Annotated in this window: 16 protein-coding genes; 14 read left to right on the forward strand and 2 right to left on the reverse strand. The window is 47.6% G+C overall.

The window, feature by feature from the left end; translation table 11 throughout:
• Nucleotides 1-203, reverse strand: a 203-nt coding sequence (locus AYY17_RS10485) for a hypothetical protein (RefSeq protein ID WP_156656689.1), incomplete at its 3' end; no start/stop codon positions are given.
• 123 nt (nucleotides 204-326) lie between these two features.
• Nucleotides 327-845, reverse strand: coding sequence for an Hcp family type VI secretion system effector (locus AYY17_RS10490; protein WP_067423577.1), 519 nt, complete (start codon nucleotides 843-845; stop codon nucleotides 327-329).
• A gap of 1188 nt (nucleotides 846-2033) precedes the next feature.
• On the opposite strand from AYY17_RS10490, the gene tssB reads away from it, so the two are divergent.
• Genes tssB through tssM form a run of 14 tightly spaced genes read left to right on the forward strand, consistent with a single transcriptional unit; the run spans nucleotide 2034 to nucleotide 20333 of the window.
• Entirely contained in the window at nucleotides 2034-2531 is a 498-nt protein-coding gene (gene tssB, locus AYY17_RS10495; RefSeq protein ID WP_067363657.1) for a type VI secretion system contractile sheath small subunit, read from the forward strand.
• Nucleotides 2532-2548: 17 nt separating this feature from the next.
• On the forward strand, nucleotides 2549-4033 hold the full coding sequence (gene tssC, locus AYY17_RS10500) for a type VI secretion system contractile sheath large subunit (RefSeq protein ID WP_067423579.1): 1485 nt from the start codon (nucleotides 2549-2551) through the stop codon (nucleotides 4031-4033).
• A gap of 5 nt (nucleotides 4034-4038) precedes the next feature.
• Nucleotides 4039-4476, forward strand: coding sequence for a type VI secretion system baseplate subunit TssE (tssE, locus tag AYY17_RS10505; RefSeq protein WP_067423581.1), 438 nt, complete (start codon nucleotides 4039-4041; stop codon nucleotides 4474-4476).
• 4 nt (nucleotides 4477-4480) lie between these two features.
• The gene (gene tssF / locus AYY17_RS10510; protein WP_067423583.1) at nucleotides 4481-6262 is read left to right on the forward strand and encodes a type VI secretion system baseplate subunit TssF; all 1782 of its coding nucleotides are present in this window, start codon (nucleotides 4481-4483) and stop codon (nucleotides 6260-6262) included.
• Nucleotides 6226-7251, forward strand: coding sequence for a type VI secretion system baseplate subunit TssG (gene tssG / locus AYY17_RS10515; RefSeq protein WP_067423585.1), 1026 nt, complete (start codon nucleotides 6226-6228; stop codon nucleotides 7249-7251). The genes tssF and tssG overlap by 37 nt, the downstream gene beginning before the upstream one ends.
• Nucleotides 7252-7255: 4 nt before the next feature.
• A complete protein-coding gene (gene tagH / locus AYY17_RS10520; protein WP_067423657.1) occupies nucleotides 7256-8515 on the forward strand; it encodes a type VI secretion system-associated FHA domain protein TagH in 1260 nt (419 codons plus the stop codon).
• Nucleotides 8516-8527: 12 nt separating this feature from the next.
• Nucleotides 8528-9067, forward strand: coding sequence for a type VI secretion system lipoprotein TssJ (gene tssJ, locus AYY17_RS10525; RefSeq protein ID WP_067363674.1), 540 nt, complete (start codon nucleotides 8528-8530; stop codon nucleotides 9065-9067).
• A 1-nt stretch (nucleotide 9068) separates the two neighbouring features.
• Nucleotides 9069-10421 (forward strand): type VI secretion system baseplate subunit TssK, encoded by a 1353-nt coding sequence (gene tssK, locus AYY17_RS10530; RefSeq protein ID WP_067423587.1) that lies wholly within the window; start codon nucleotides 9069-9071, stop codon nucleotides 10419-10421.
• A complete protein-coding gene (icmH, locus tag AYY17_RS10535; protein ID WP_067423589.1) occupies nucleotides 10418-11188 on the forward strand; it encodes a type IVB secretion system protein IcmH/DotU in 771 nt (256 codons plus the stop codon). Before tssK ends, icmH begins: the two co-directional genes overlap by 4 nt.
• Nucleotides 11188-13875: a type VI secretion system ATPase TssH gene (gene tssH / locus AYY17_RS10540; RefSeq protein WP_067423591.1), complete on the forward strand. Its 2688-nt coding sequence runs from the start codon at nucleotides 11188-11190 to the stop codon at nucleotides 13873-13875. The genes icmH and tssH overlap by 1 nt, the downstream gene beginning before the upstream one ends.
• Nucleotides 13872-14681: a hypothetical protein gene (locus AYY17_RS10545; protein WP_067423593.1), complete on the forward strand. Its 810-nt coding sequence runs from the start codon at nucleotides 13872-13874 to the stop codon at nucleotides 14679-14681. The genes tssH and AYY17_RS10545 overlap by 4 nt, the downstream gene beginning before the upstream one ends.
• Nucleotides 14678-15325, forward strand: coding sequence for a type VI secretion system-associated protein VasI (gene vasI, locus AYY17_RS10550; protein ID WP_067423595.1), 648 nt, complete (start codon nucleotides 14678-14680; stop codon nucleotides 15323-15325). Before AYY17_RS10545 ends, vasI begins: the two co-directional genes overlap by 4 nt.
• Before the next feature lie 5 nt (nucleotides 15326-15330).
• Nucleotides 15331-16785, forward strand: a complete 1455-nt coding sequence (tssA, locus tag AYY17_RS10555; RefSeq protein WP_082981363.1) for a type VI secretion system protein TssA — start codon at nucleotides 15331-15333, stop codon at nucleotides 16783-16785.
• Nucleotides 16786-16841: 56 nt separating this feature from the next.
• Nucleotides 16842-20333 carry a type VI secretion system membrane subunit TssM gene (gene tssM / locus AYY17_RS10560; RefSeq protein ID WP_235845358.1) on the forward strand — a complete coding sequence of 1164 codons (3492 nt, stop codon included), beginning with the start codon at nucleotides 16842-16844 and terminating at the stop codon, nucleotides 20331-20333.
• Nucleotides 20334-20360 lie beyond the last annotated feature (27 nt).

Here is a 20360-nt window from a genome sequence, read left to right on the forward strand (position 1 = left end):
GCAAGCCCTAAGTGATCGGTAAAACTGAGCGCCGGTAACGGGCTGACAACAGAAACAGATAAGGTAAATAAAGAAGAAAGGGCTTCATTGAGGGTAAATTCGGTGACCTGAAACGTCTCTTCCGGCAAATTATGGACCCGGCAGGTGAAGACCAGCCCGGAGCGCCCCTGTATGCTCTGTAAGAGATCAGAAAAGGAAGGCATAGCAGTTTCCCTTCATATCGGAAAGAGAATTTCGGACAAAGCTACCGCAGGACAACGCTGTCCGAAATTCCCTGAGATAAAGAATCAACCCGGTCAGCCTGTTGCAGACCGGGTTGTGAGTGTTTACGCTTCGACAGGCGCGCGCCAGTCATCTGCACCGGAAGTACCGGCAACGGTATGTTCCCAGTCGATTTTGCGGTAAGAGAGCGACACTTCAATCAGTTGAGTAAAATCAGATTTGGACGGATCCTGACAATGCGGCATTTTGCAGTCGATATTGACGATGGTCGCATCTTCCAGAGAGGTAGTGAAGAAATGCTCCTGCTTGCCTTCAACTGAAGTGCGGTACCATTTCAGCTGCACTTTCGGCAGCATTTCACCGGATGCCAGGGCGTTATACAGCAGCGGAACCGCTTTGTTCAGTGCAACGGTGAATTTGAACGGGCGGTGCGCACGCTGACCGGATGGCTGACCGGACTGCGGGTCAGTCGGGACAGTCACAACATGGTCAAACTGCTGTACCAGCATTTCGTCTTCATGACCCTGGACATAGATGTTACCGACAGATTCAGCGGTAAACGCACCGGCAGTGATGTTGCCCTGAGTTTTGCCTTCGATGGAGATGTAGCATGGAGTTGGCATAGTAAATCCTTATAAAATAAAATGATAACAATACGTTACCTGACGTTTCATCGTCATCAGCCAATGCGCATGGTGATAAGTAATAGCGCAGGAATCATAAGTTTCACTTAACCATATGTAAAGTATTTATCATGATGAAAAAAGGATGTCTCTCCCCGGAATAAATGACTTATCTTATAATCGCTACACAAACAGAATATTTATCCGAATACCATGGATTTACATGTATAAATTGAAATTTATCACTAGTATGGTTATTTAAAATTTATTTTTTTATTTAAAAGAACATAAATAATTGATTATAAATCATGGTGTTACACATTCTATTTTTCATGACCATGAAAATAAATAATGTAACAGTCTGTGTTATTAATTAATTCATTGTATTTTAACAAAAAAACATGAATTATAAGATGCAGTGATATTTACGCTCATTTATATTAACTAAAAATACATCATAAAAGTTTATTTTTGAAATATCTCACTGCAAGTATTCGTATTACATATAAATCAGTGTTTTCAACCGTACTATTTCCGGTTAAATGCAACAAAATATTACAATGAAATAAATAACTATAGTTATTATGTTAGCACAGAAAGGTCATTCCACATTCTTAGTTAAATATACGTATTTAACTCATCCGCATGACTGATATCTCTTTTCATAACATATAAAATTCTCAATAAAATATTTTTTATTTTTCTGCCTCAGATCCCAAATATAAATTTAATTTATTACGTTTTAATCCTGAATATCGCCACCCTGAGTGATTTTTATACACATGATTGTGTGTAATTATTAATCATAATATGTTCATGTGAACTTAAGGTAAATTTTCATTTTTTCTTTTGATTCAGCCTGTCACGGGGAATTCATCTTTTTCATATAAAGATGAAAAATAAATTAATTAACAGATTAATCGCATTACAAACAACAAAAGAGCACGTATCAGCGTCGTACTCATTACAAGTGTTAGTAAAATTTATGAATTGACATGATAATAAAAAAAAAAGATACTTTAAACGTTAATGTTTATTTGGATTGTAATATTTCACCAGTAAGAAAACCGGGTAAATGCACGGGGTTTAACTAATGGCATCTATCCACCGGGAAACAAATGATCACATTGCCTTATGTATGTATACGTGTGGCTGTTTTTTGTTAAAGTGTAACCTTAAGGATATCCAATGAGTAAGAACGGGCTTGGCAGCGTTGCACCGAAAGAAAGAATTAATATCAAATACACCCCTCATGACGGAGGAAGTCAGGCTGAAATTGAACTCCCTCATAATCTTCTGGTTATTGGTGACTTTAAGAACAAAGAAGAAGATACACCAATTGAAGAACGTAAAACGGTTTCCATTGATCAGAATAATTTTAATTCAGTTATGGAAAATGCCGGTATCAATCTGACATTTGCCGTCAAAAATCATCTCGAAGAAGAAAGTGATTCAGAAATCCCGGTTAATCTGGATATTAAATCTCTTCGCGATTTCTCACCTGATAATATTGCCAAGAAGATCCCTGAATTAAATAAACTGCTTGAGTTGCGGGAAGCGCTGGTCGCTTTAAAAGGTCCGCTCGGCAATATTCCTGCTTTCCGGAAACAACTCCAGGCTCTGCTGGATAATGAAGTGACCCGTGAGCAACTGTTAAAAGAACTGGATATCGTCAGTAATAAATAATTGGTGGGAATAGTGTTATGTCTACAGCAACAGTAAATGCAAAACAGGAAGCCGGTCTGGTTAATACCGGAACATCACTGCTCGATGAAATTATGTCTCAATCCCGGATGACACCGGAAACAGAAGCTTATGATATTGCAAAGCAAGGGGTTGCTGCATTTATCAGTAATATTCTTGCCGGGGATTCAAAAGAAGAACCGGTTAATAAGCTGCTGATTGATAAAATGCTCGTTGAACTGGATAAGAAACTCAGCGTGCAGATGGATGAAATCCTGCACAACAACCAGCTTCAGGAGATTGAGTCCTCATGGCGCTCACTGAAGTTGCTGGTAGACCGCACTGATTTTCGTGAAAATATCAAAATTAATATCATTCACGCAACAAAATCAGAATTACTGGAAGATTTTGAGTTTTCCCCTGAGATTGTACAGTCCGGATTTTATAAACACGTGTATTCAGCAGGTTATGGCCAGTTTGGTGGTGAACCGGTTGCCGGTGTTGTCGGTAACTATGCGTTCAGCAATACCACACCGGATATGAAGTTGCTGCAGTATGTCAGTACTGTCGGTGCCATGGCTCACGCACCGTTTATTTCTTCTGTTGCACCTGATTTCTTTGGGGTGAGCAGCTATACCGAATTACCGGCAATTAAAGATCTGAAATCGGTCTTTGAAGGCCCTGCTCATACTAAGTGGCGCTCTCTGCGCGAGTCAGAGGACTCCCGTTATCTGGGGCTGACCGCGCCACGTTTTTTACTGCGTCTCCCTTACGATATGATTGAAAATCCGATTAAAAACTTCAATTACCGGGAAAGCGTTAAGCAAAACCACAATCACTATCTGTGGGGCAATACTGCATTTTTGTTAGCCGCCGGTATTAATAATAGTTTTGCACAGTATCGCTGGTGCCCGAATATCATCGGCCCGCAGAGTGGCGGTGCAGTCAGTGATTTACCGGTTCACTGTTTTGAAGCCATGGGTGAACTGCAGACAAAAATCCCGACAGAAATTTTGATTACCGACCGCCGTGAATTTGAATTAGCTGAAGAGGGTTTTATTACTCTGACTATGCGCAAAGGCAGTGATAATGCCGCATTTTTCTCAGCAAACTCGGTGCAGAAACCAAAGCATTATCCGAACACCCGTGAAGGGAAAATGGCAGAAACCAACTATAAGCTGGGAACTCAACTGCCTTATATGTTCATCATTAACCGCCTCGCTCACTACATCAAAGTATTACAACGTGAGCAAATCGGTGCCTGGAAAGAGCGTCAGGATCTCGAACGGGAACTAAATATCTGGCTGAAACAGTATATTGCCGATCAGGAAAATCCGCCGTCTGATGTCCGCAGTAAACGCCCGCTTCGTTCCGCACAAATTCAGGTGCTGGATGTGGAAGGTGATCCGGGCTGGTATCAGGTCGCCATTCAGGTTCGTCCTCATTTTAAATATATGGGTGCGAGTTTCGAATTGTCACTGGTTGGTCGCCTCGATAAGGAATAACAGGAATGGGGGCGCTTTATCGTCGTCAGACCGCGCAACCGGTCCGTCTTTTCGAACGGATAAGGGGGGAGTACTCCGGTACTTCCCGCCAGTCGCGTATCACAGCACTGACCGCATCAGTAAAAAAACATCTGACTCTGGTGCTCAATACTCATCCTGAAACCTGCCAGAGCAGCCGTGAACTGGGCATTATTGACCTGAATGATGCCACCGCAACTGCGGTGGATTTCAGAGCCAGCCTGGAAACTGCTATCAGGGACTGTATTTTGCACTATGAGCCACGGATAAGCGACGTCGCTGTGGAAGGGCTTATTGATGAAAGCAATCCCCTGCTCCTGGAATTTCGGATTACAGCTTTGCTTCTGCTGGAAAGTCAGTCACAGGTAATTGAATTTAATATGCAGATGGACAGTCACCGGCACTACAGACTGAAACAGGCCTGAATGTATGCCCCGTAACCCCTATTTTTCTGATGAACTGGAATATCTGCAATTACTGGAAAGTACGGTTGCGCGGTATAAACCTCACCTGGTCAATTTTCTGGCAGAAAAAAGTACCGATCCTGATGTACTGCGCCTGCTGGAAGGTTTTGCTTATTTATCAGCGTCATTGCGGGGACAGATTGAGCGTCAGTTTCCTGAACTGACCAACAGCCTTGTTACGATGCTCTGGCCCGGCTATCCGCGGCCATTCCCGTCGATGACTATTATGCAGTTAACACCGGATGCCCGGGTCAATCAGCCTTGTCTGATCCCTGCCGGTACTCTTTTTGAAAGTCGTGAAATCACGTTTGCCGGAAGTGATTCAGAAGATGATAAAATTTATCATCCTGTATGTCATTTCACACAGTGCCGTGATGCCCGGGTGGTGCCATTTACAGTATCAGGAACGGACAGTGATACTCAGTCAATAACGCTGCATTTTACATTCACCGGAACGGTTAAATTATCTGAGGCGGGGCTGAACCGCCTGCGGATTTATCTGGATGGTGATGATTATTCCGCCCGCGAACTCTATTACCGGCTGAACAATGCAATAACCGGTGCCACACTGGCAACGGAAAAACACACATTTACGCCGGAAAAACTGTCAGTTTCACCGGTCGGATTCCGCCGGGAAGATGCCCTGCTGCCTTACCCTAAAAACAGCTATGAGGGACATCGGCTGCTACAGGAGTATTTTAGTTTTCCGCAGGCTTTTTTATTCCTGGATATTGAAGGGCTGGATGATATTCCGCCGGTTATGACCGGTAATCAGTGTTCTCTGACTATCCGTTTTTCCCGCCCGCTGCCACCGTCGATTGCTATCACCCCGGAAACAATCCGGATCAACTGTGTACCCGCAGCTAATCTGTTTGTGATGGACAGTGAAGCCATCGAGCTTAACGGAAAACAAAGTGAATATCCTCTGAGTCCGTGCTTTGCCCATGCGCAATGCTACGATATTTTTTCAGTCCGTCGTGTCGACGGGTTGCGTCGCTGTGGTCATCTTCCGGCGCAACGCACGCACTACACTCAGTTCGAAAGTTTTCATCATCAAAATCAGATAAATACCGGTAATGAAGACCTGTACTACCGGTTGCGGATCCTGCCGACAACCGATAATGAAGGTTTCCGTCACCGGATATCATTTGTCCGGAGCAATGAACACGAGCTGACCGGATGTGACGAAATTATTTCAGTTTCCCTTAATTGCACAAACCGGGATATCGCAGGTTGTTTGTCAACAGGAATGATTAACCGCTGTATTACACCACTGGCTGATCTCGCTGGTGTCACCAATATTATCAAACCGACAAAAACACTTCTGCCACTGCTGGATCATTCTCTGCACTGGTCAATGCTGACAAACCTTTCACTGAATTATCAGTCACTACTGAACCTGGATTCACTCAGGGAACTGTTACAACTTTATGATCTGACGTCCGTATTTCATCAACAGACTGCCCGTCAGACACAAAAATGTCTCGATGCACTGGTCAGCATGGAAACTAAACCGGTTGAATATTTGTACCGGGGATTACCGGTTCGCGGCCTGAAATCAACACTGTCGGTTTATCAGAATGCATTTTCATCAGAAGGTGATTTGTATCTGTTCTGCTCTGTCATTGCACACTTTTTTGAACTTTATACCAGCGTAAATACCTTCCATGAACTGGAAGTTATCAACATGGACAACCGGGAAACGTATTTATGGCCGGCGAATATCAATCAGTCAACACTGATATAAGCACCGATGCCACTGACAGTACAGCCGGCATGACGGAGTATGACTTCTATCAACTGGCTGAATTACTCAGAAAGTCAGTGATTGCTGCGGGGCAATCCGGGGAAAGTGCAATCCGTTTTACGTCAGATGCCGGTATTGCTTTTCCTGCGCGGGATGTCACCGATGTCACCCGCCGGGCTGACGGCAGCTACGACGTCAAAGTCGCCTTTTTAGGGCTGCACGGCAGTCAGTCGCCGCTGCCCGGATATTATCTCGATAATCTGGCATGGGAAGACGCGCAACAGACTGAAAGTGTAACGGACTTTCTTAATCTGTTTAATCACCGCTTCGTTTCATTGTTGCACCGGATTTGGCGTAAATACCGGTACTACATCTCTTTTGAGCCTGACGGACGTGATGCCTTTTCCCGCTATATGTTTGCGTTACTCGGGTTGGGCAGTGAGAACATCCGCAACCGGATCCCCATAAACCATAACAAAATGCTGGCATATGCCGGATTACTGGCAAGCCCGGGGCGATCGGCTGATGTGATATGCAGTTTGATTTCGCACTGTTTTGACCTTGACGAAGTAAACCTGATCGGCTGGGAAACCCGGCGGGTCAGTATTCCGGATGATCAGCAGAACCGGCTGGGGACTATTTTATACAGTACCGGACAGACGGCACAACCACGCTCTCTGTTGGGTGAAAACTTCAGTCTGGGCGCGGGAATAGAAGATTGTAACGGGAAATGCACAATTGAAATCAGTGAATTACCTCTTTCCCGTTATATGCGGTTTCTGCCGAACGGACCGGATTTTTTACCGCTTGTTACTTTTGTTTCTTACATCATGCATGAGCAACTTGCCTGGGATCTGCGGCTGTGTATGGCAGAGAAACAGGTTGGCGGAATGGTGCTCGGCGAAAAGGATAACAACCAACTGGGCTGGCGGAGTTTTCTGGGTAAACCCGAACTGAAGCCTTTCGTGACGATTTCTGTATTGGAATAACATGATGGATAAACCACAACTTAATTTTCATTTAGTAAACAGTAACCGGCTGGAGAGTGGCCGGGCTGCGGCGGCTCAATTTTCAGTTCAGGGCGGTACTATCGGCAGCAATACCGACTGCACCTGGTCACTCCAGGACAGTCTCGGAAAAGTATCCGGAATTCAGTGCCGTATTATCTGGCAGGATCAGGCTTTTTGCCTGAAAACACTGACAGAGCCTGTCCGTGTTAATCAGACGGCTATTCCGCGTCATGCAGGTGCGGTACGTTTGTCCGGGGGCGATATCATTGATATTGGTGAGCTCCGGTTTAAAGCGCACATCACGATGGCAGGGGAGATCTATCATGACCCTATGTCTGTTGCCCCGCAGGATATTATTTCAGCAGACAGTAACCCGCTGGACAGCCTGATGGACAGCCGGGCAATACCACCGGCAGATGCACAACTGACAGATATTCAGGCCGCAACAGTTCGCAGCGGTTATACCAACGATCCGCTGAAAGCGCTGGATAATGAGAGCCTTACCACAGGTACAGGCTCTCAGGGAAATGATACCGACGGCTTGCTGGCTGATAACCTCCATGCAGCCACCCGCTACGCATCACCACTGTCTGATAACCACGGAAACACCATTGTGCAGGAATATATGGATCTCCCTAAACTCTCCGCCACGGATGATATCCCGGCGTCTGACTCAGAACATATTGCCGTTAATCCACTGATGCACGGATTGGAAGCGCATCTTCCGCTGCGAAACTCACGTCAGGCAAATGATTTTCTGACCGAAGTCGGCAGGACATTGAAAGCGGCAATTGAAGGGTTGCTTATTCTGCAAAAAAGCCAGGATAACCTGAGAGACAAACAGTTACGCCCTATTGAAGATAATCCGTTACGGCTCAATGTGGATTATCAGGAAGCGTTGCGCCTTCTGTTCGGCGAAGAGCGCAGCCCTGTACACCTTTCTCCGACCGCTGCGGTCAGTGAAAGTCTGAATAATCTTCAGCTTCACAACCAGGCAAACCAGGAAGCTATCTCTGTCGCACTGGACACTATGCTGGATGCGTTTTCCCCCGAACGCCTGCTGGCGCGCTTTGCCCAATATCAGCGGGCGGGCGAGCAGCATGAGCCGGATCCTGACTGGGCATGGAAAATGTATGTCAGTTATTACCGTGAACTTAAATCCGGCCGCCAGCAAGGGTTTGAAAAACTCTTTTATGACGTTTACACCCACGCATACGACCGGGCATTACGGAAAAGTATATAAAGGACGCACATCATGAGTGTGAAATTGCGATACGGATTGTTGTTACTGGTACTGGTTTTAACCGGATGCAGTAAGTCCTGGGAAGCGACAAAAAAAGTGGGAAAAGTGCTGTGGGACCCGGATGTTCCGGTCGGAAAAGCCAGCCAGCGTCCGTCTGAAATCGCCATCACACTCCTTGCTGAACCGGATATGAATCCGAATCCGGATGGTGAACCGTCACCGGTGGAGATGCAACTGGTGTACCTCAGTGAGGACTCCCGTTTTGAATCAATGGACTTTGATCAACTGGATGAAAAGCCTCTGCCCGATATTTTGGGTAAAAACTACATCGACCATCAGGATTATACGTTGACGCCGGATCAGTATAAACCGCTGGCATTACTGAAGACCGGTGATGAGAACCGTTATCTGGGTGTGATCGTTCACTACTCTGATCCTAACGCCACACAATGGAAGAAAATTATTAAATTAAGCGGGATCGGACGTCAGTATTACATCCTGGTTCATGTCAGGGCAAATGAAGTGGAACTGCGCAAAGAGGAAGAAGAATAATATGTCGATGAAAAACCGGGTTATCTGGCGTGAAGGCCTGTTTATTAAACCGCAGCACTTCCAGCAGCAACAACGTCATCAGGATTATGTGACTGAAAGCCTGCTTTCTGCTTTTGCAGGCCACTATGCCGGACTGACCTCACTGGTGATAAACGATGATATTTTGCGGCTCGGCCGGGTAGGTATCTCTGAAGCAACCGGTGTCATGCCTGATGGCACACTATTTTCAATGCCGTCTCAGGATGAGCTTCCTCCGCCGATTGATATTTCGGGCCTCAATGATACCGGCAATAACATTATTTATCTGGCTCTGCCGCTGCACAGTGCAACGGTCAATGAAATCGCGACAAGTGATAATAATCAACTGACTGCACGTTATAAAGAGTGTCGTCAGGATGTACGGGATCTGCATACCGAAAATGGTGATGTCAGTATGCTCAATATTGCAAAACTGAGCCCTGTTCTTAAACAGGGTGCGACTGAGCTTAATGCCTACGTTTGTGTGCCGGTCTGCCGCATCAGTGAACAGACAGCCGACGGAGGACTAATACTTGATGAGTCATTTATTCCGTCTTGTCTGAATATCCGTCTGTCACCTTTATTAACCGGTTTTCTGGATGAGCTCAGCGGAACACTGGCTGAACGCGCCCGTCAACTGGCCGGACGTATCGGGTCACCGGGACAACAGGGGATCGCCGATGTTGCTGAATTTATGATGTTACAGCTGCTTAACCGCGCATCTCCACGTTTTTCACATTTTGCCGCTCAGAATGTCCTTCATCCGGAGCCGTTATTCAGTGAATTACTTTCACTTTGCGGAGAGTTACATACCTTTACTGACCAATCCCGTTTGTCCGGTCAGTTACCGAAATATAATCATCAGTCATTGAGTGAATGTTATCCCCCTCTGATGCGGGCACTGCGCCAGGCATTGAGTGTGGTACTGACGCCGCGGGCTATTGCAATACACCTGCAGGAACAGGAGCACGGGATCCGGGTCGCGACGATTCAGGATCAGCAGTTACTGCAACAGGCCGAGTTCATTGTTGCTGTCCGGGCACAAATACCGCAGGAACAATTACGTCGTCAGTTTACTCAGCAGACAAAAATCACATCCGTTAACCGCATCCGTGACCTGGTCAGTGTTCAGTTGCCGGGTGTACCACTGATTTCGCTTTCTGCCGCTCCACGCCAGTTACCTTATCACGCAGGCTATACCTATTTCTGCCTTGATCGCCAGGGAAGTGCATGGCAGGAAATTCAGCAAAACGGATCGATTGCATTCCACGTCTCCGGTAATTTCCCCGAGCTGGATATTCAGTTCTGGGCCATCCGTAACGGGGGTGATGCATGACCGGCGAACCCGAGCAAATCCTGCATGACACACAACAACCGGCAGAAAATAAGCAGTACCGGATCCCGCTGCGCGGCGAAAACATTAATCCGATGATCGATGCCGCCACGCCGTTGCTCGGAATGGTGATGCGTATGCGCACCATGTCAGGCTCCCCGCTCCCGGAGCAGTTGTACCCACAGGTTGTCGCGGATATTCAGGCGATTGAGCAACAACTTCAGTCTCAGGGCTATGAGCCGGGTGCGATTGTGTCATTCCGTTACGTATTGTGCACATTCATCGATGAAACCGCGCTGGGGCTGGGATGGAATACCGATAACGGGTGGGTGAAAAAATCATTACTGGTCCATTTTCATAATGAATCCTGGGGTGGGGAAAAAGTCTTTGTCCTGATTGAACGCTTGCTGGGTGAACCAAAACGTTATCTGGATCTGATTGAATTTATCTGGCTTTGCCTGTGTCTCGGCTACCGGGGTCGTTACAAAGTAACTCAGGGTAATAATGATGAATTTAACAAGCTCCTACGCCGCTTGCAAAAACAGATCCGTCAGCTACGGCCTGAACAGGGTTCGGTGGTGATATATGACGATGTATCGTCAAAATCACACCGCTACCACTTAGGTAAGCGCCTGCGGCTTAAATACATTTTTATCGGCGGATTGCTCTGTGCTGCCGGTATTTATGGTCTGTACCTGTCACACCTTAATGAACAGACACAGAACATTTTAGATCAATTAACACCGTTATTGAGCCGGAGTATAAACTAATGATAAATGTCGATCTTTCAACGTTAGTCAACCGGCTTGACCCGGTCGCAAAACATGCACTGGAAACAGCGGCAGCACATTGTGTCAGTGAACAGCAACCGGAAATTACCGTATCGTTATTTCTGTGCAGCCTGCTCGAAACGCCGTTAACTGATGTCCGGATAATCTGCCAGCGTGCAGGAATTGAGCACAGTGAACTGATCTCTGTAACAGATGCCCTGATCCCGCCACACCAGGCACTGACTCATGGATATCCCGGATTTTCCCCTCTGCTGAGCGAACTCCTCAAAGACGGCTGGCTCGTTGCATCCGCAGAACATCATCATACAACGCTCCGGTCAGGTATTTTATTACTGGTATTACTCCAGATGCCCCAACGTTATCTGACACACCAGGCATGTGAATTACTCGGCAAAATTAACCGTGAACAATTAAAACTGCAATTTGATGAGTGGACCGCGGGATCGGCGGAAAGTCCGTCCGGTGAAACTGAATCATTACCGGGCGGCAGCAACGCAGCGCACCAGGGTGATACCCTTCTTGCCCGTTTTACTCAGAATATGTCTGAGCAGGCGCGTCAGGGAAAATTAGACCCTGTGCTGTGCCGCGATAATGAAATTGATTTGATGATAGATATTCTGTGCCGCCGCAGAAAAAATAACCCTGTCGTGGTCGGTGAACCCGGTGTCGGAAAAAGTGCCTTAATCGAAGGGCTGGCACTGCGTATCCTTGCCGGTGACGTACCGGAAAAACTGCAAGGCAGCGAACTGCATGTCCTTGATTTAGGGGCGATACAAGCAGGCGCTGCCGTAAAAGGTGAATTTGAGAAACGATTCAAAGGGCTGATGCAGGAAATTATGTGCTCGTCCACACCCGTGATTTTGTTTATCGATGAAGCCCATACGCTTATTGGCGCCGGTAACCAGCAAGGCGGAACCGATGTCGCTAACCTGCTGAAACCAGCCCTGGCAAGAGGTGAACTTTGTACTATCGCCGCCACAACCTGGAGCGAATACAAAAAATATTTTGAAAAAGATGCGGCATTAGCAAGACGCTTCCAGTTGGTTCAGGTTAAAGAGCCGACCGCTGCGCAAGCGGTCATCATTATGCGCGGACTGCGGACTGCATATGAATCTGCACATAATGTCTTTATTGATGATGATGCTCTGCGTGCCTGTGCAGAACTGAGTGACCGTTATCTTTCCGGTCGTCAGCTACCGGATAAAGCCATTGATGTACTGGATACCGCCTGTGCGCGGACAGCGATTAACCTGACATCACCACCAAAACAGGTTTCCACTCTCAAAACACAGTTACATCAGACAGAAATGGAATGCAGCATTCTTGAACGCGAAGCCCTGCTTGGCCTGGTTAATCATGACGATCGCCTGGCCGCATTGAGCCTGGAGAAAGAGGCGTTATTACAATCTCTTGAGCAATTACAACAGGACTGGAAAACACAGCAGGAACTGGTCAGGGATATTATCAGACTGCGGGCACAGCTACTTGATACCACCGGACAAAAAGAACCGGCAGAAACGCAGGAAACGGATAGCGCAGAAATTGAAACAACCGCAGCGCCTTCTGCAGACACAGGAGCCGAATCTGTTGCGGCTATCCGTGACAAATTGCAGGCACTGAATCAGGCGCTGGAGAATTGCCAGAAATTGTCGTCCCTCGTCTCCCCTCACGTTAGTAAAAAACAGATTGCTGCGGTCATTGCAGAATGGACCGGAGTGCCACTGAACCGGTTATCTCAGGATGCACTGTCAATTGTGACCGAATTGCCGCAATACCTGGAGGAATTTATTAAAGGACAAGATCTGGCAATTGCTCATCTGCATAAACACTTATTAACCGCCCGTGCCGATTTACGCCGCCCCGGACGACCTCTGGGTGCATTTTTGCTGGTCGGTCCGAGCGGTGTGGGGAAAACAGAGACGGTACTACAGATAGCTCAGCTGATGTTTGGCGGCACACAGTATCTCACGACAGTCAATATGTCTGAGTTTCAGGAAAAGCATACTGTTTCCCGTCTGATTGGTTCACCTCCGGGCTATGTGGGTTACGGCGAAGGCGGTGTACTGACGGAAGCTATCCGCCGCAAACCTTATTCGGTCGTGTTACTGGATGAAGTTGAAAAAGCCCATCCTGACGTGCTTAATCTGTTCTATCAGGTATTTGATAAAGGAGAACTGGCTGACGGTGAAGGCCGCGTCATCGACTGCAAAAATGTGGCTTTCTTTCTGACCTCAAATCTGGGTGACGATACTATTGTCGCTTATGAAAACCGGCCTGATGAGTTGCTTGATGCACTTTATCCCGAACTGACTGAATTCTTTAAACCCGCACTGTTAGCACGAATGGAAGTGATCCCGTTCCTGCCGCTCAATGATGAGACACTGACCCGTATCATCCGTTTCAAACTGAGTCAGCTGACCGCCCGTCTGGTTCAGCGCTTCGGCGCAGATGTCACTATTGATGACAGTGTCTGTGATGCCATTTTGCAACGGGCGAACCGTGCTGAAAATGGTGCCCGTATTCTTGAATCCGTTATCGATGGTGCTTTGCTGCCGCCGTTATCTCTCCTTCTCCTCCGGCATACCGCCAAAGGAGACATAATCCGTCACATTACATTGATGGCCGCCGCAGGTGAGTTTACGGCAGAGGTAAGAGTGCAGGAATGAAAGAGCGACTGAAAAACGCCCTGTCACTGATTGAATGTCAGACGGTGGATTCATTGATTTCTCAGTTTTTGCTGCACAGTTTTCATTGCAGCACACTCAGTGCAATGGTTATCACCCTGCTCAGTCCGCGCGATAACCAACTGATAAGCTGGTCGGTTGATTATACCCGCCGGCAGGTCACTTCAGGATTGCTGGATACTGACGCGTCAGATATACGCCACCCGCTGGTACAGGTGACATTCAGCCCTGTACCGACATTCTGGAAAAACTTATCACAGGGAAGTTATCTCGATAACGGCAGCTTTAAACAGTTTATCAGTGAATTGCCGCCGGGCAGCGGAGTACACGGATATCCGTTCACCGATCATGACGACAAAATATCGGGTGCCATCTGCCGCCTGGGCACAGACCTGGAAAATAATGAACATGAAACAGGAATAACCGCTATTTATTACCAGATTTTCTGCCGCCACTTCCGGCACCTGACAAAACTGAATCAGTTGCAGGAACAACATAATCAACTCCGTTACCTCGCTCAGCTTGCGCAGGAAAAAGAGCGCCGGCTGGAAACGATGATCACACAGGCCGCAGCACCTGCTTATGTTGTGGCAGAGAAGTCCTTTGCCGGCTTATCTGATCCTGCGGATGTGCATGATCTTCAGCACGCGCTGGATCAGTATGAATCAGAAATTCTTAGTTACCGGCAACTGACAGATGATAACGATATCGCGCGGATGTCTGAAAACTTAAATGTCTCTAAACGTTCGCTCATCTATAAATTAAAAAAATACGGGTACATGTCATGACCAAAAGGATCATCCGGGGAATGACGGCGTTGCTTCTGTTTACACCGTTATGGAGTCAGGCACAGCCGGGCCCCCTGCTTTCAGATGAAATGTCTGCATTACTGGCAGGCTGCCGTTCAGAACAGTCACCGCTTGTACGCCTGGAGTGCTATGACAATCTTGGCAGAGAAAAAGCCTTACCGCCGGTTATAACGTCTGAAAAAGGCAGCATCTGGCACAAAGCCATGGCGAATGAAGCACAACGCAGTGACCACTCAGTTTCATTTATTACATCACAACCCGGAGAAGGAACCTGGCCTGTCATCATGACAGCACCGGCAATAGGCACTCAGCCACCGCGCCCGGTACTCATGCTGAGCTGTGTCGATAACATTACCCGGATGCAGCTGGTAATGAATTCACCGGTCACTCAGCGGGGGATCCGGCTTTCCACACAGCAGACAACCTTCAGCAGTGACTGGTTTATCCGCGAAAACGGCTATGTACTGGAGTCCAGCCGCGGGTTAGCCGGTATCGATGAGATAAAACGGATAATGACCGGAGAAAAACTGACGATCACACCTGAAAACGGAGAGCCGGTGACATTTGATCTGACAAATCTGGTTCAGAGTATCAAACCATTGCGTGCGGCCTGCCGTTGGTGAAAATAATGATAGCAACACGATTTAACTGGTCAGAGCAACTGTTAGCACCGCTGGAGACATCATTATTGCACTGCGCAATTGATGATGGTGATGCTGACTGGGAATTTATTGACAGCGGGATGATTAGATTCGGTTCTCTTACTCATGCTTCCCTTGATGTGGCGGCCATTCAGTCCCGCGCGCTGAATCTGCTGGCAACGCGGACAAAAGACTTCCGGCTGGTTGTCCATTTACTGCGCACACTCCAGCACTCGGGAGATCCGGATGAAATTACTCTTGCGGCGCAACTTTTTTCTCAATTTTGCCGGCAATTCTGGAGTGACTGCTTTCCTGCCAATAAACGGATAAAACTTCGCCTGACCCAACAGGTCTTACAACGTTTTGAACTGGCACAACCCGCTTTCACCCGTGAAGCCACAGCAGAACAACGGGATAATGTATTAGGTGATTTTGCCGGTCTGGCACAATTTTGGCGGACAGAATACCCTGAGCTGTCTCAGACTCTGGATTCATTAAGCTCAGGATACCGCAGGATACAAAGTAGTGAGCCGGATGATATCGTGTCATCGGTTCACTCATCTGCTGCGGCGCAAATAATAATACCGCCGGTGATAACAACCGCACAAAACCCTGCGGCAGACTTATCACAAGATGATCCTGTCCCGGTCAATGATATCGAAACCGGGAATGACCGTTCGCGGAAAAATGCATTACTGACTGTCGCGGATGTATTATGCCGCCGGTCACCGGAGAATCCTGTCGGGTATCTGTTACGCCGCTATGCTATCTGGCACACAATACAGACTGTTCCGGCAACCACCAGCGGCGGAAAAACACCATTAGCCTCCGTTTCACCAGACAGAGTAACGGATTACCGGGAAAAAATTATTCATGCCACTCCCGCGTTACTCACTGAAATCGAACAAAGCCTGAGCCTCGCCCCTTACTGGCTCGACGGGCACTACCTTGGTGCACAAGCAGCCGACCGTCTGGGATTTTCTCAGGCAGCGCAGGCTATCCGGCAATCTGCCGCAGAATTTATGACCCGGATACCGGCGCTGTCATCCTGCCTGTTCTCTGATATGACGCCTTTTATCTCAGCTGAAACGGCGGATTGGCTGGCAGCATCATCACCGGCAGGTATGCCGGGAACGTCATCTGACGGACAGATACCCCGCGACGAAATTACCCGCTGCTATACCGAAGACGGACTGAATGCCGCACTGCAAAAAATTGACGACGCCATAAATAAAGCAGAACAACTGCGTGACCGTATTTATCTGCAACTATTAGCAGCGTCATTGATTGAACAGTCAGGAATGACCGGGCTGGCGCAGGCTCACTATCAGCAACTTTATTATACGGTACTGCACAGCAGCGTTGAGCAGTGGGAACCCGCGTTACTACGGCAACTCGCAGAAAAAATACCGGACTCAGATTTTAAAAGGAATATTGTGTGATGAAAAAACCATCATTGCCATCAGTAAATGTGCAGGGGCTGTTCAGAAAATTTTTTATGTCTGATAAGCCGAAATTTAAATCTGCCCTGACTATTTTTCTGGCGGTTCTGCCTGCCATTATCCTTCTCTGGATTTGGATCTGGGGGGCTGATTTTCGTTTCCGTGATGATTATCCGCTGCGCCCTGTCAGTGCCCGCTGGTTAGCCACCCTGGGGTTATTCCTGATTGTTATCAGTTGGGTCGGATATTGTGCCCGGCGGCGGGTCCGTGAACTGGAAAAACTGAAACTGGATGTGGCGCTTTCTGTTGTTGACCCTATCAGAAAAGATATTGAGTTTCAGACCCGCTATCTTGATTACTGGCTCGGACAATTACGCCGTCATCTCGGGAATAATAACCGCTCGCTTTATCAACGTCCCTGGTATCTGGTATTGGGCGCAGAAAACAGTGGTAAAAACACGTTATTTTCCGCCAATCTGAGTCTTTTGGATCTGGCGCCTCAGGACCGGGTGGTATCAGAAGAAGGATTGGATCTGCATATCCGCTGCTCGCTGACAGACAAAGCGGTATTACTGATGCCACGGGGGCGTTTAATTACCCAGCCACACGACAGCAGTGAAAAACCACAGCTTTATCATCGTTTATGGCAAAGCCTGCTGGGATGGATGGTCTCTGAGCGCACACGCCAGCCACTCAACGGGATCATTCTGACAATAGATATATCCCGGTTAATCACCGCAGATAAAGAAGCCGGAAGTCGCTATTTCGCGGATATCCATCTGCGTCTTCAGGAAATTCGCCAGGCGTTCAGCACCCGTCCTCCGGTGTATATCGTTCTGACCAAACTGGATCTGTTACAGGGTTTCAATGCGATGTTCCAGTCACTGGATATTGCGCTGCGGGAATCCGTTCTGGGCGTTACCTTCACGCCTGACGACCAAAATGCCTGGCTCAGTGAACTGACAACATTCTGGGAAAAATGGATAGCTCAACTCAACGCTGCATTGCCTGAAATGATGCTCAACCGGGTTGATGACAGTCAGCGCAGCGAATTATTCAGTTTTATCCGCCAGATGGTTGGTCTGCAAACCCGGGTGGCTGATCTGTTGCAACAATTGATTGGCAGCAATGATGAAGACATTCCGCTCATTCGCGGGATTTATCTGACCTCATCCACTCAGCGCGGACAAATAGATGATATTTTCACACAGAGTGCCGCTGTTCAGTACAATCTGCCGGTAGCGCCGACCAATACCTGGCCGGTCAGTGAAACATTCACCTATTTTACCGGGCAATTATTTCGTGATGTTTTATTTTCAGAACCTAATCTGGCAACGGAAAACCGTTTCTGGCTCAGACACCATCACCATAAACTCTTTTTTGCCTCAACGGCGACAGCGGCCGGTGTAATAGCCCTCTGGACAGGCTGGCATCATTATTACGACCAGAACTATCAGGCCGGGGAAAATGTCTTATCGCAAGTCAGTGCATTCAGCAGCGTTGCTGCCGATAACCAGCAGGATATCTCCGGTGTACGCCAGTTACCGGTTCTCAATCCGCTGTATGATGCAACTTCCGCTTATGGTAATTACCGTGAGAAAAATGGTGTATTTACTGACCTGGGGCTGTATCAGGGGAAAAAAATCGGCCCTTATGTGGAAAAAAGTTATCTGCAACTTCTGATTGTCCGTTTTCTGCCGGCAATCATGACCGGTTTACAAATTGATTTAAATAATGCGCCTGAAAACAGTGAAGAAAAACTCGCCATATTGCGGGTTATGCGCATGCTGGAAGATAAAAGCGGACGCAATGACGCCATTGTTAAAGCGTATTTACGCCAACGCTGGAGCCGTGAATTTACAGGGCAAAATGATATTCAGTCTCAGTTGATGTCTCATCTTGATTATGCGCTTGAGCACACTGACTGGGCCGCTGACCGTAACCGGGGCGATACCGTCGCAAGCCGGGCTTATCAGCCTTTTGCGCCTGTAATTAAAGCGGCACAAAAAGAGCTGAGTCAGCTCTCTCTCTATCAGCGGGTCTATCAGACTCTGCGCCTGAAAGGCTTTAACGAACTCGCCTCGCCTCTGGATATCCGCCATCAGGTAGGACCGGGCTTCAGCCGTGTGTTTGTATCGCTGGATGATGAGAAACTGGAAATCCCGCAATTCTTAACGCGTAACGGATTGATTAACTATTTTATCCGTCAGAATGAAGAGCTTGTTGATCTCACTGCACTGGATTCCTGGGTACTGAATTTATCTCAGAACGTTAAATACAGTGAAAGCGACCGCCGGGAAATTCAGCATCAGATTAGTGAACAATATCTGGGGGACTATACCGCTAACTGGCGTGCCGCAATGAGTAATCTTGAGATACGTGAGTTTGATACTATTCAGGATGAAATAAGTGCACTTGAGCAAATCATCAGTGGTGAACAGCCTCTGCGCCGTGCATTACAGATATTACGGGACAATACCAGTCTTCCTGTGGTGGACAGCAATCTGACAGAAAAAGAGAAACAGGCATTAATGGCACAAAGCCAGTACCGTCTGCTGAGCCGGATTAATCGTGAATTTGCGCCTCAGACTGAAATTCTCGTCAGTAATAACGGCGACAATCTGCAAAATATCAACCAGAAGCTCAATGAATTACACCGCTACCTTCTCAGTATTGAAAATGCCCCGGTCCCGGGAAAAGCCGCACTGAAAGCCGTGTTCCTGCGTCTTGAAGAAAATAACCGCGATGCTATTTTTGAAGTCAGTCAGATGGCCAAAACCATGCCGGAGCCACTGGGTCGCTGGGTTGGCGAACTGGCTGATCAAGCCTGGATTGTGGTTCAGAAAGAAGCTATCCGCTATCTGGAAGTGGAGTGGAATGAGTCCGTTGTTAAACAATACAACAGCTATATTGCAGGCCGCTATCCTTTCGACCCGAAATCGACCCGCGATGTTCCTCTGAGTGAATTTGAACGGTTCTTCAAACCCGGCGGAACGCTGGATGCATTCTATCAGCAGAACTTGCGGCCATTTGCTGAAAACAACCTGCTGGTCAGTGAAGATGGTCAGTCACTGATCCGTCCTGACGTCATGGAGCAGATTGAAACCGCAAACCGGATCCGCAATGCCTTCTTCACCGCACAGGGAAATCTTGAAACACAATTTACGGTAGAGCCGGTGCAGTTATCCGGCAATAAACGCCGCAGTGTCCTGAACCTTGACGGACAAATTCTCGATTATGCGCACGGGCGCAGTAATGCGGTTCATATGATCTGGCCTAACTCCATGCGTTCCGGCGGAGAAAGCAAACTGACACTGGTATCCGGCGTTCCGGGAAAATCACCGCGTGCCATCATCAATAATGGTCCGTGGGCGCAAATCAGGCTTATTCAGTCCGGAAAACTGACAAACGTCACCGCAAACAGTTTCGATGTCCGGTTTGCGATTGATGACGGCGAAATGAGTTACCGCATTTCGATGGATGAAGCGGACAACCCGTTCTCCGGTAACCTGTTTTCCCGCTTCAGTCTCCCTGAGACACTTTATTAACCGGAACCGGATATCACATAAGGCAGC

Origin of the sequence: Morganella psychrotolerans (assembly GCF_001676055.1) — a bacterium.
GTDB classification, from domain to species: Bacteria; Pseudomonadota; Gammaproteobacteria; order Enterobacterales; family Enterobacteriaceae; genus Morganella; species Morganella psychrotolerans_B.

Excerpts from the sequence above, each read along its gene's own strand:
- AYY17_RS10490 (WP_067423577.1), bottom strand. The coding sequence starts at position 845 with ATGCCAACTCCATGCTACATCTCCATCGAAGGCAAAACTCAGGGCAAC.
- tssB (WP_067363657.1), top strand. The coding sequence starts at position 2,034 with ATGAGTAAGAACGGGCTTGGCAGCGTTGCACCGAAAGAAAGAATTAAT.
- tssC (WP_067423579.1), top strand. The coding sequence starts at position 2,549 with ATGTCTACAGCAACAGTAAATGCAAAACAGGAAGCCGGTCTGGTTAAT.
- tssE (WP_067423581.1), top strand. The coding sequence starts at position 4,039 with ATGGGGGCGCTTTATCGTCGTCAGACCGCGCAACCGGTCCGTCTTTTC.
- tssF (WP_067423583.1), top strand. The coding sequence starts at position 4,481 with ATGCCCCGTAACCCCTATTTTTCTGATGAACTGGAATATCTGCAATTA.
- tssG (WP_067423585.1), top strand. The coding sequence starts at position 6,226 with ATGGCCGGCGAATATCAATCAGTCAACACTGATATAAGCACCGATGCC.
- tagH (WP_067423657.1), top strand. The coding sequence starts at position 7,256 with ATGGATAAACCACAACTTAATTTTCATTTAGTAAACAGTAACCGGCTG.
- tssJ (WP_067363674.1), top strand. The coding sequence starts at position 8,528 with ATGAGTGTGAAATTGCGATACGGATTGTTGTTACTGGTACTGGTTTTA.
- tssK (WP_067423587.1), top strand. The coding sequence starts at position 9,069 with ATGTCGATGAAAAACCGGGTTATCTGGCGTGAAGGCCTGTTTATTAAA.
- icmH (WP_067423589.1), top strand. The coding sequence starts at position 10,418 with ATGACCGGCGAACCCGAGCAAATCCTGCATGACACACAACAACCGGCA.
- tssH (WP_067423591.1), top strand. The coding sequence starts at position 11,188 with ATGATAAATGTCGATCTTTCAACGTTAGTCAACCGGCTTGACCCGGTC.
- AYY17_RS10545 (WP_067423593.1), top strand. The coding sequence starts at position 13,872 with ATGAAAGAGCGACTGAAAAACGCCCTGTCACTGATTGAATGTCAGACG.
- vasI (WP_067423595.1), top strand. The coding sequence starts at position 14,678 with ATGACCAAAAGGATCATCCGGGGAATGACGGCGTTGCTTCTGTTTACA.
- tssA (WP_082981363.1), top strand. The coding sequence starts at position 15,331 with ATGATAGCAACACGATTTAACTGGTCAGAGCAACTGTTAGCACCGCTG.
- tssM (WP_235845358.1), top strand. The coding sequence starts at position 16,842 with ATGTCTGATAAGCCGAAATTTAAATCTGCCCTGACTATTTTTCTGGCG.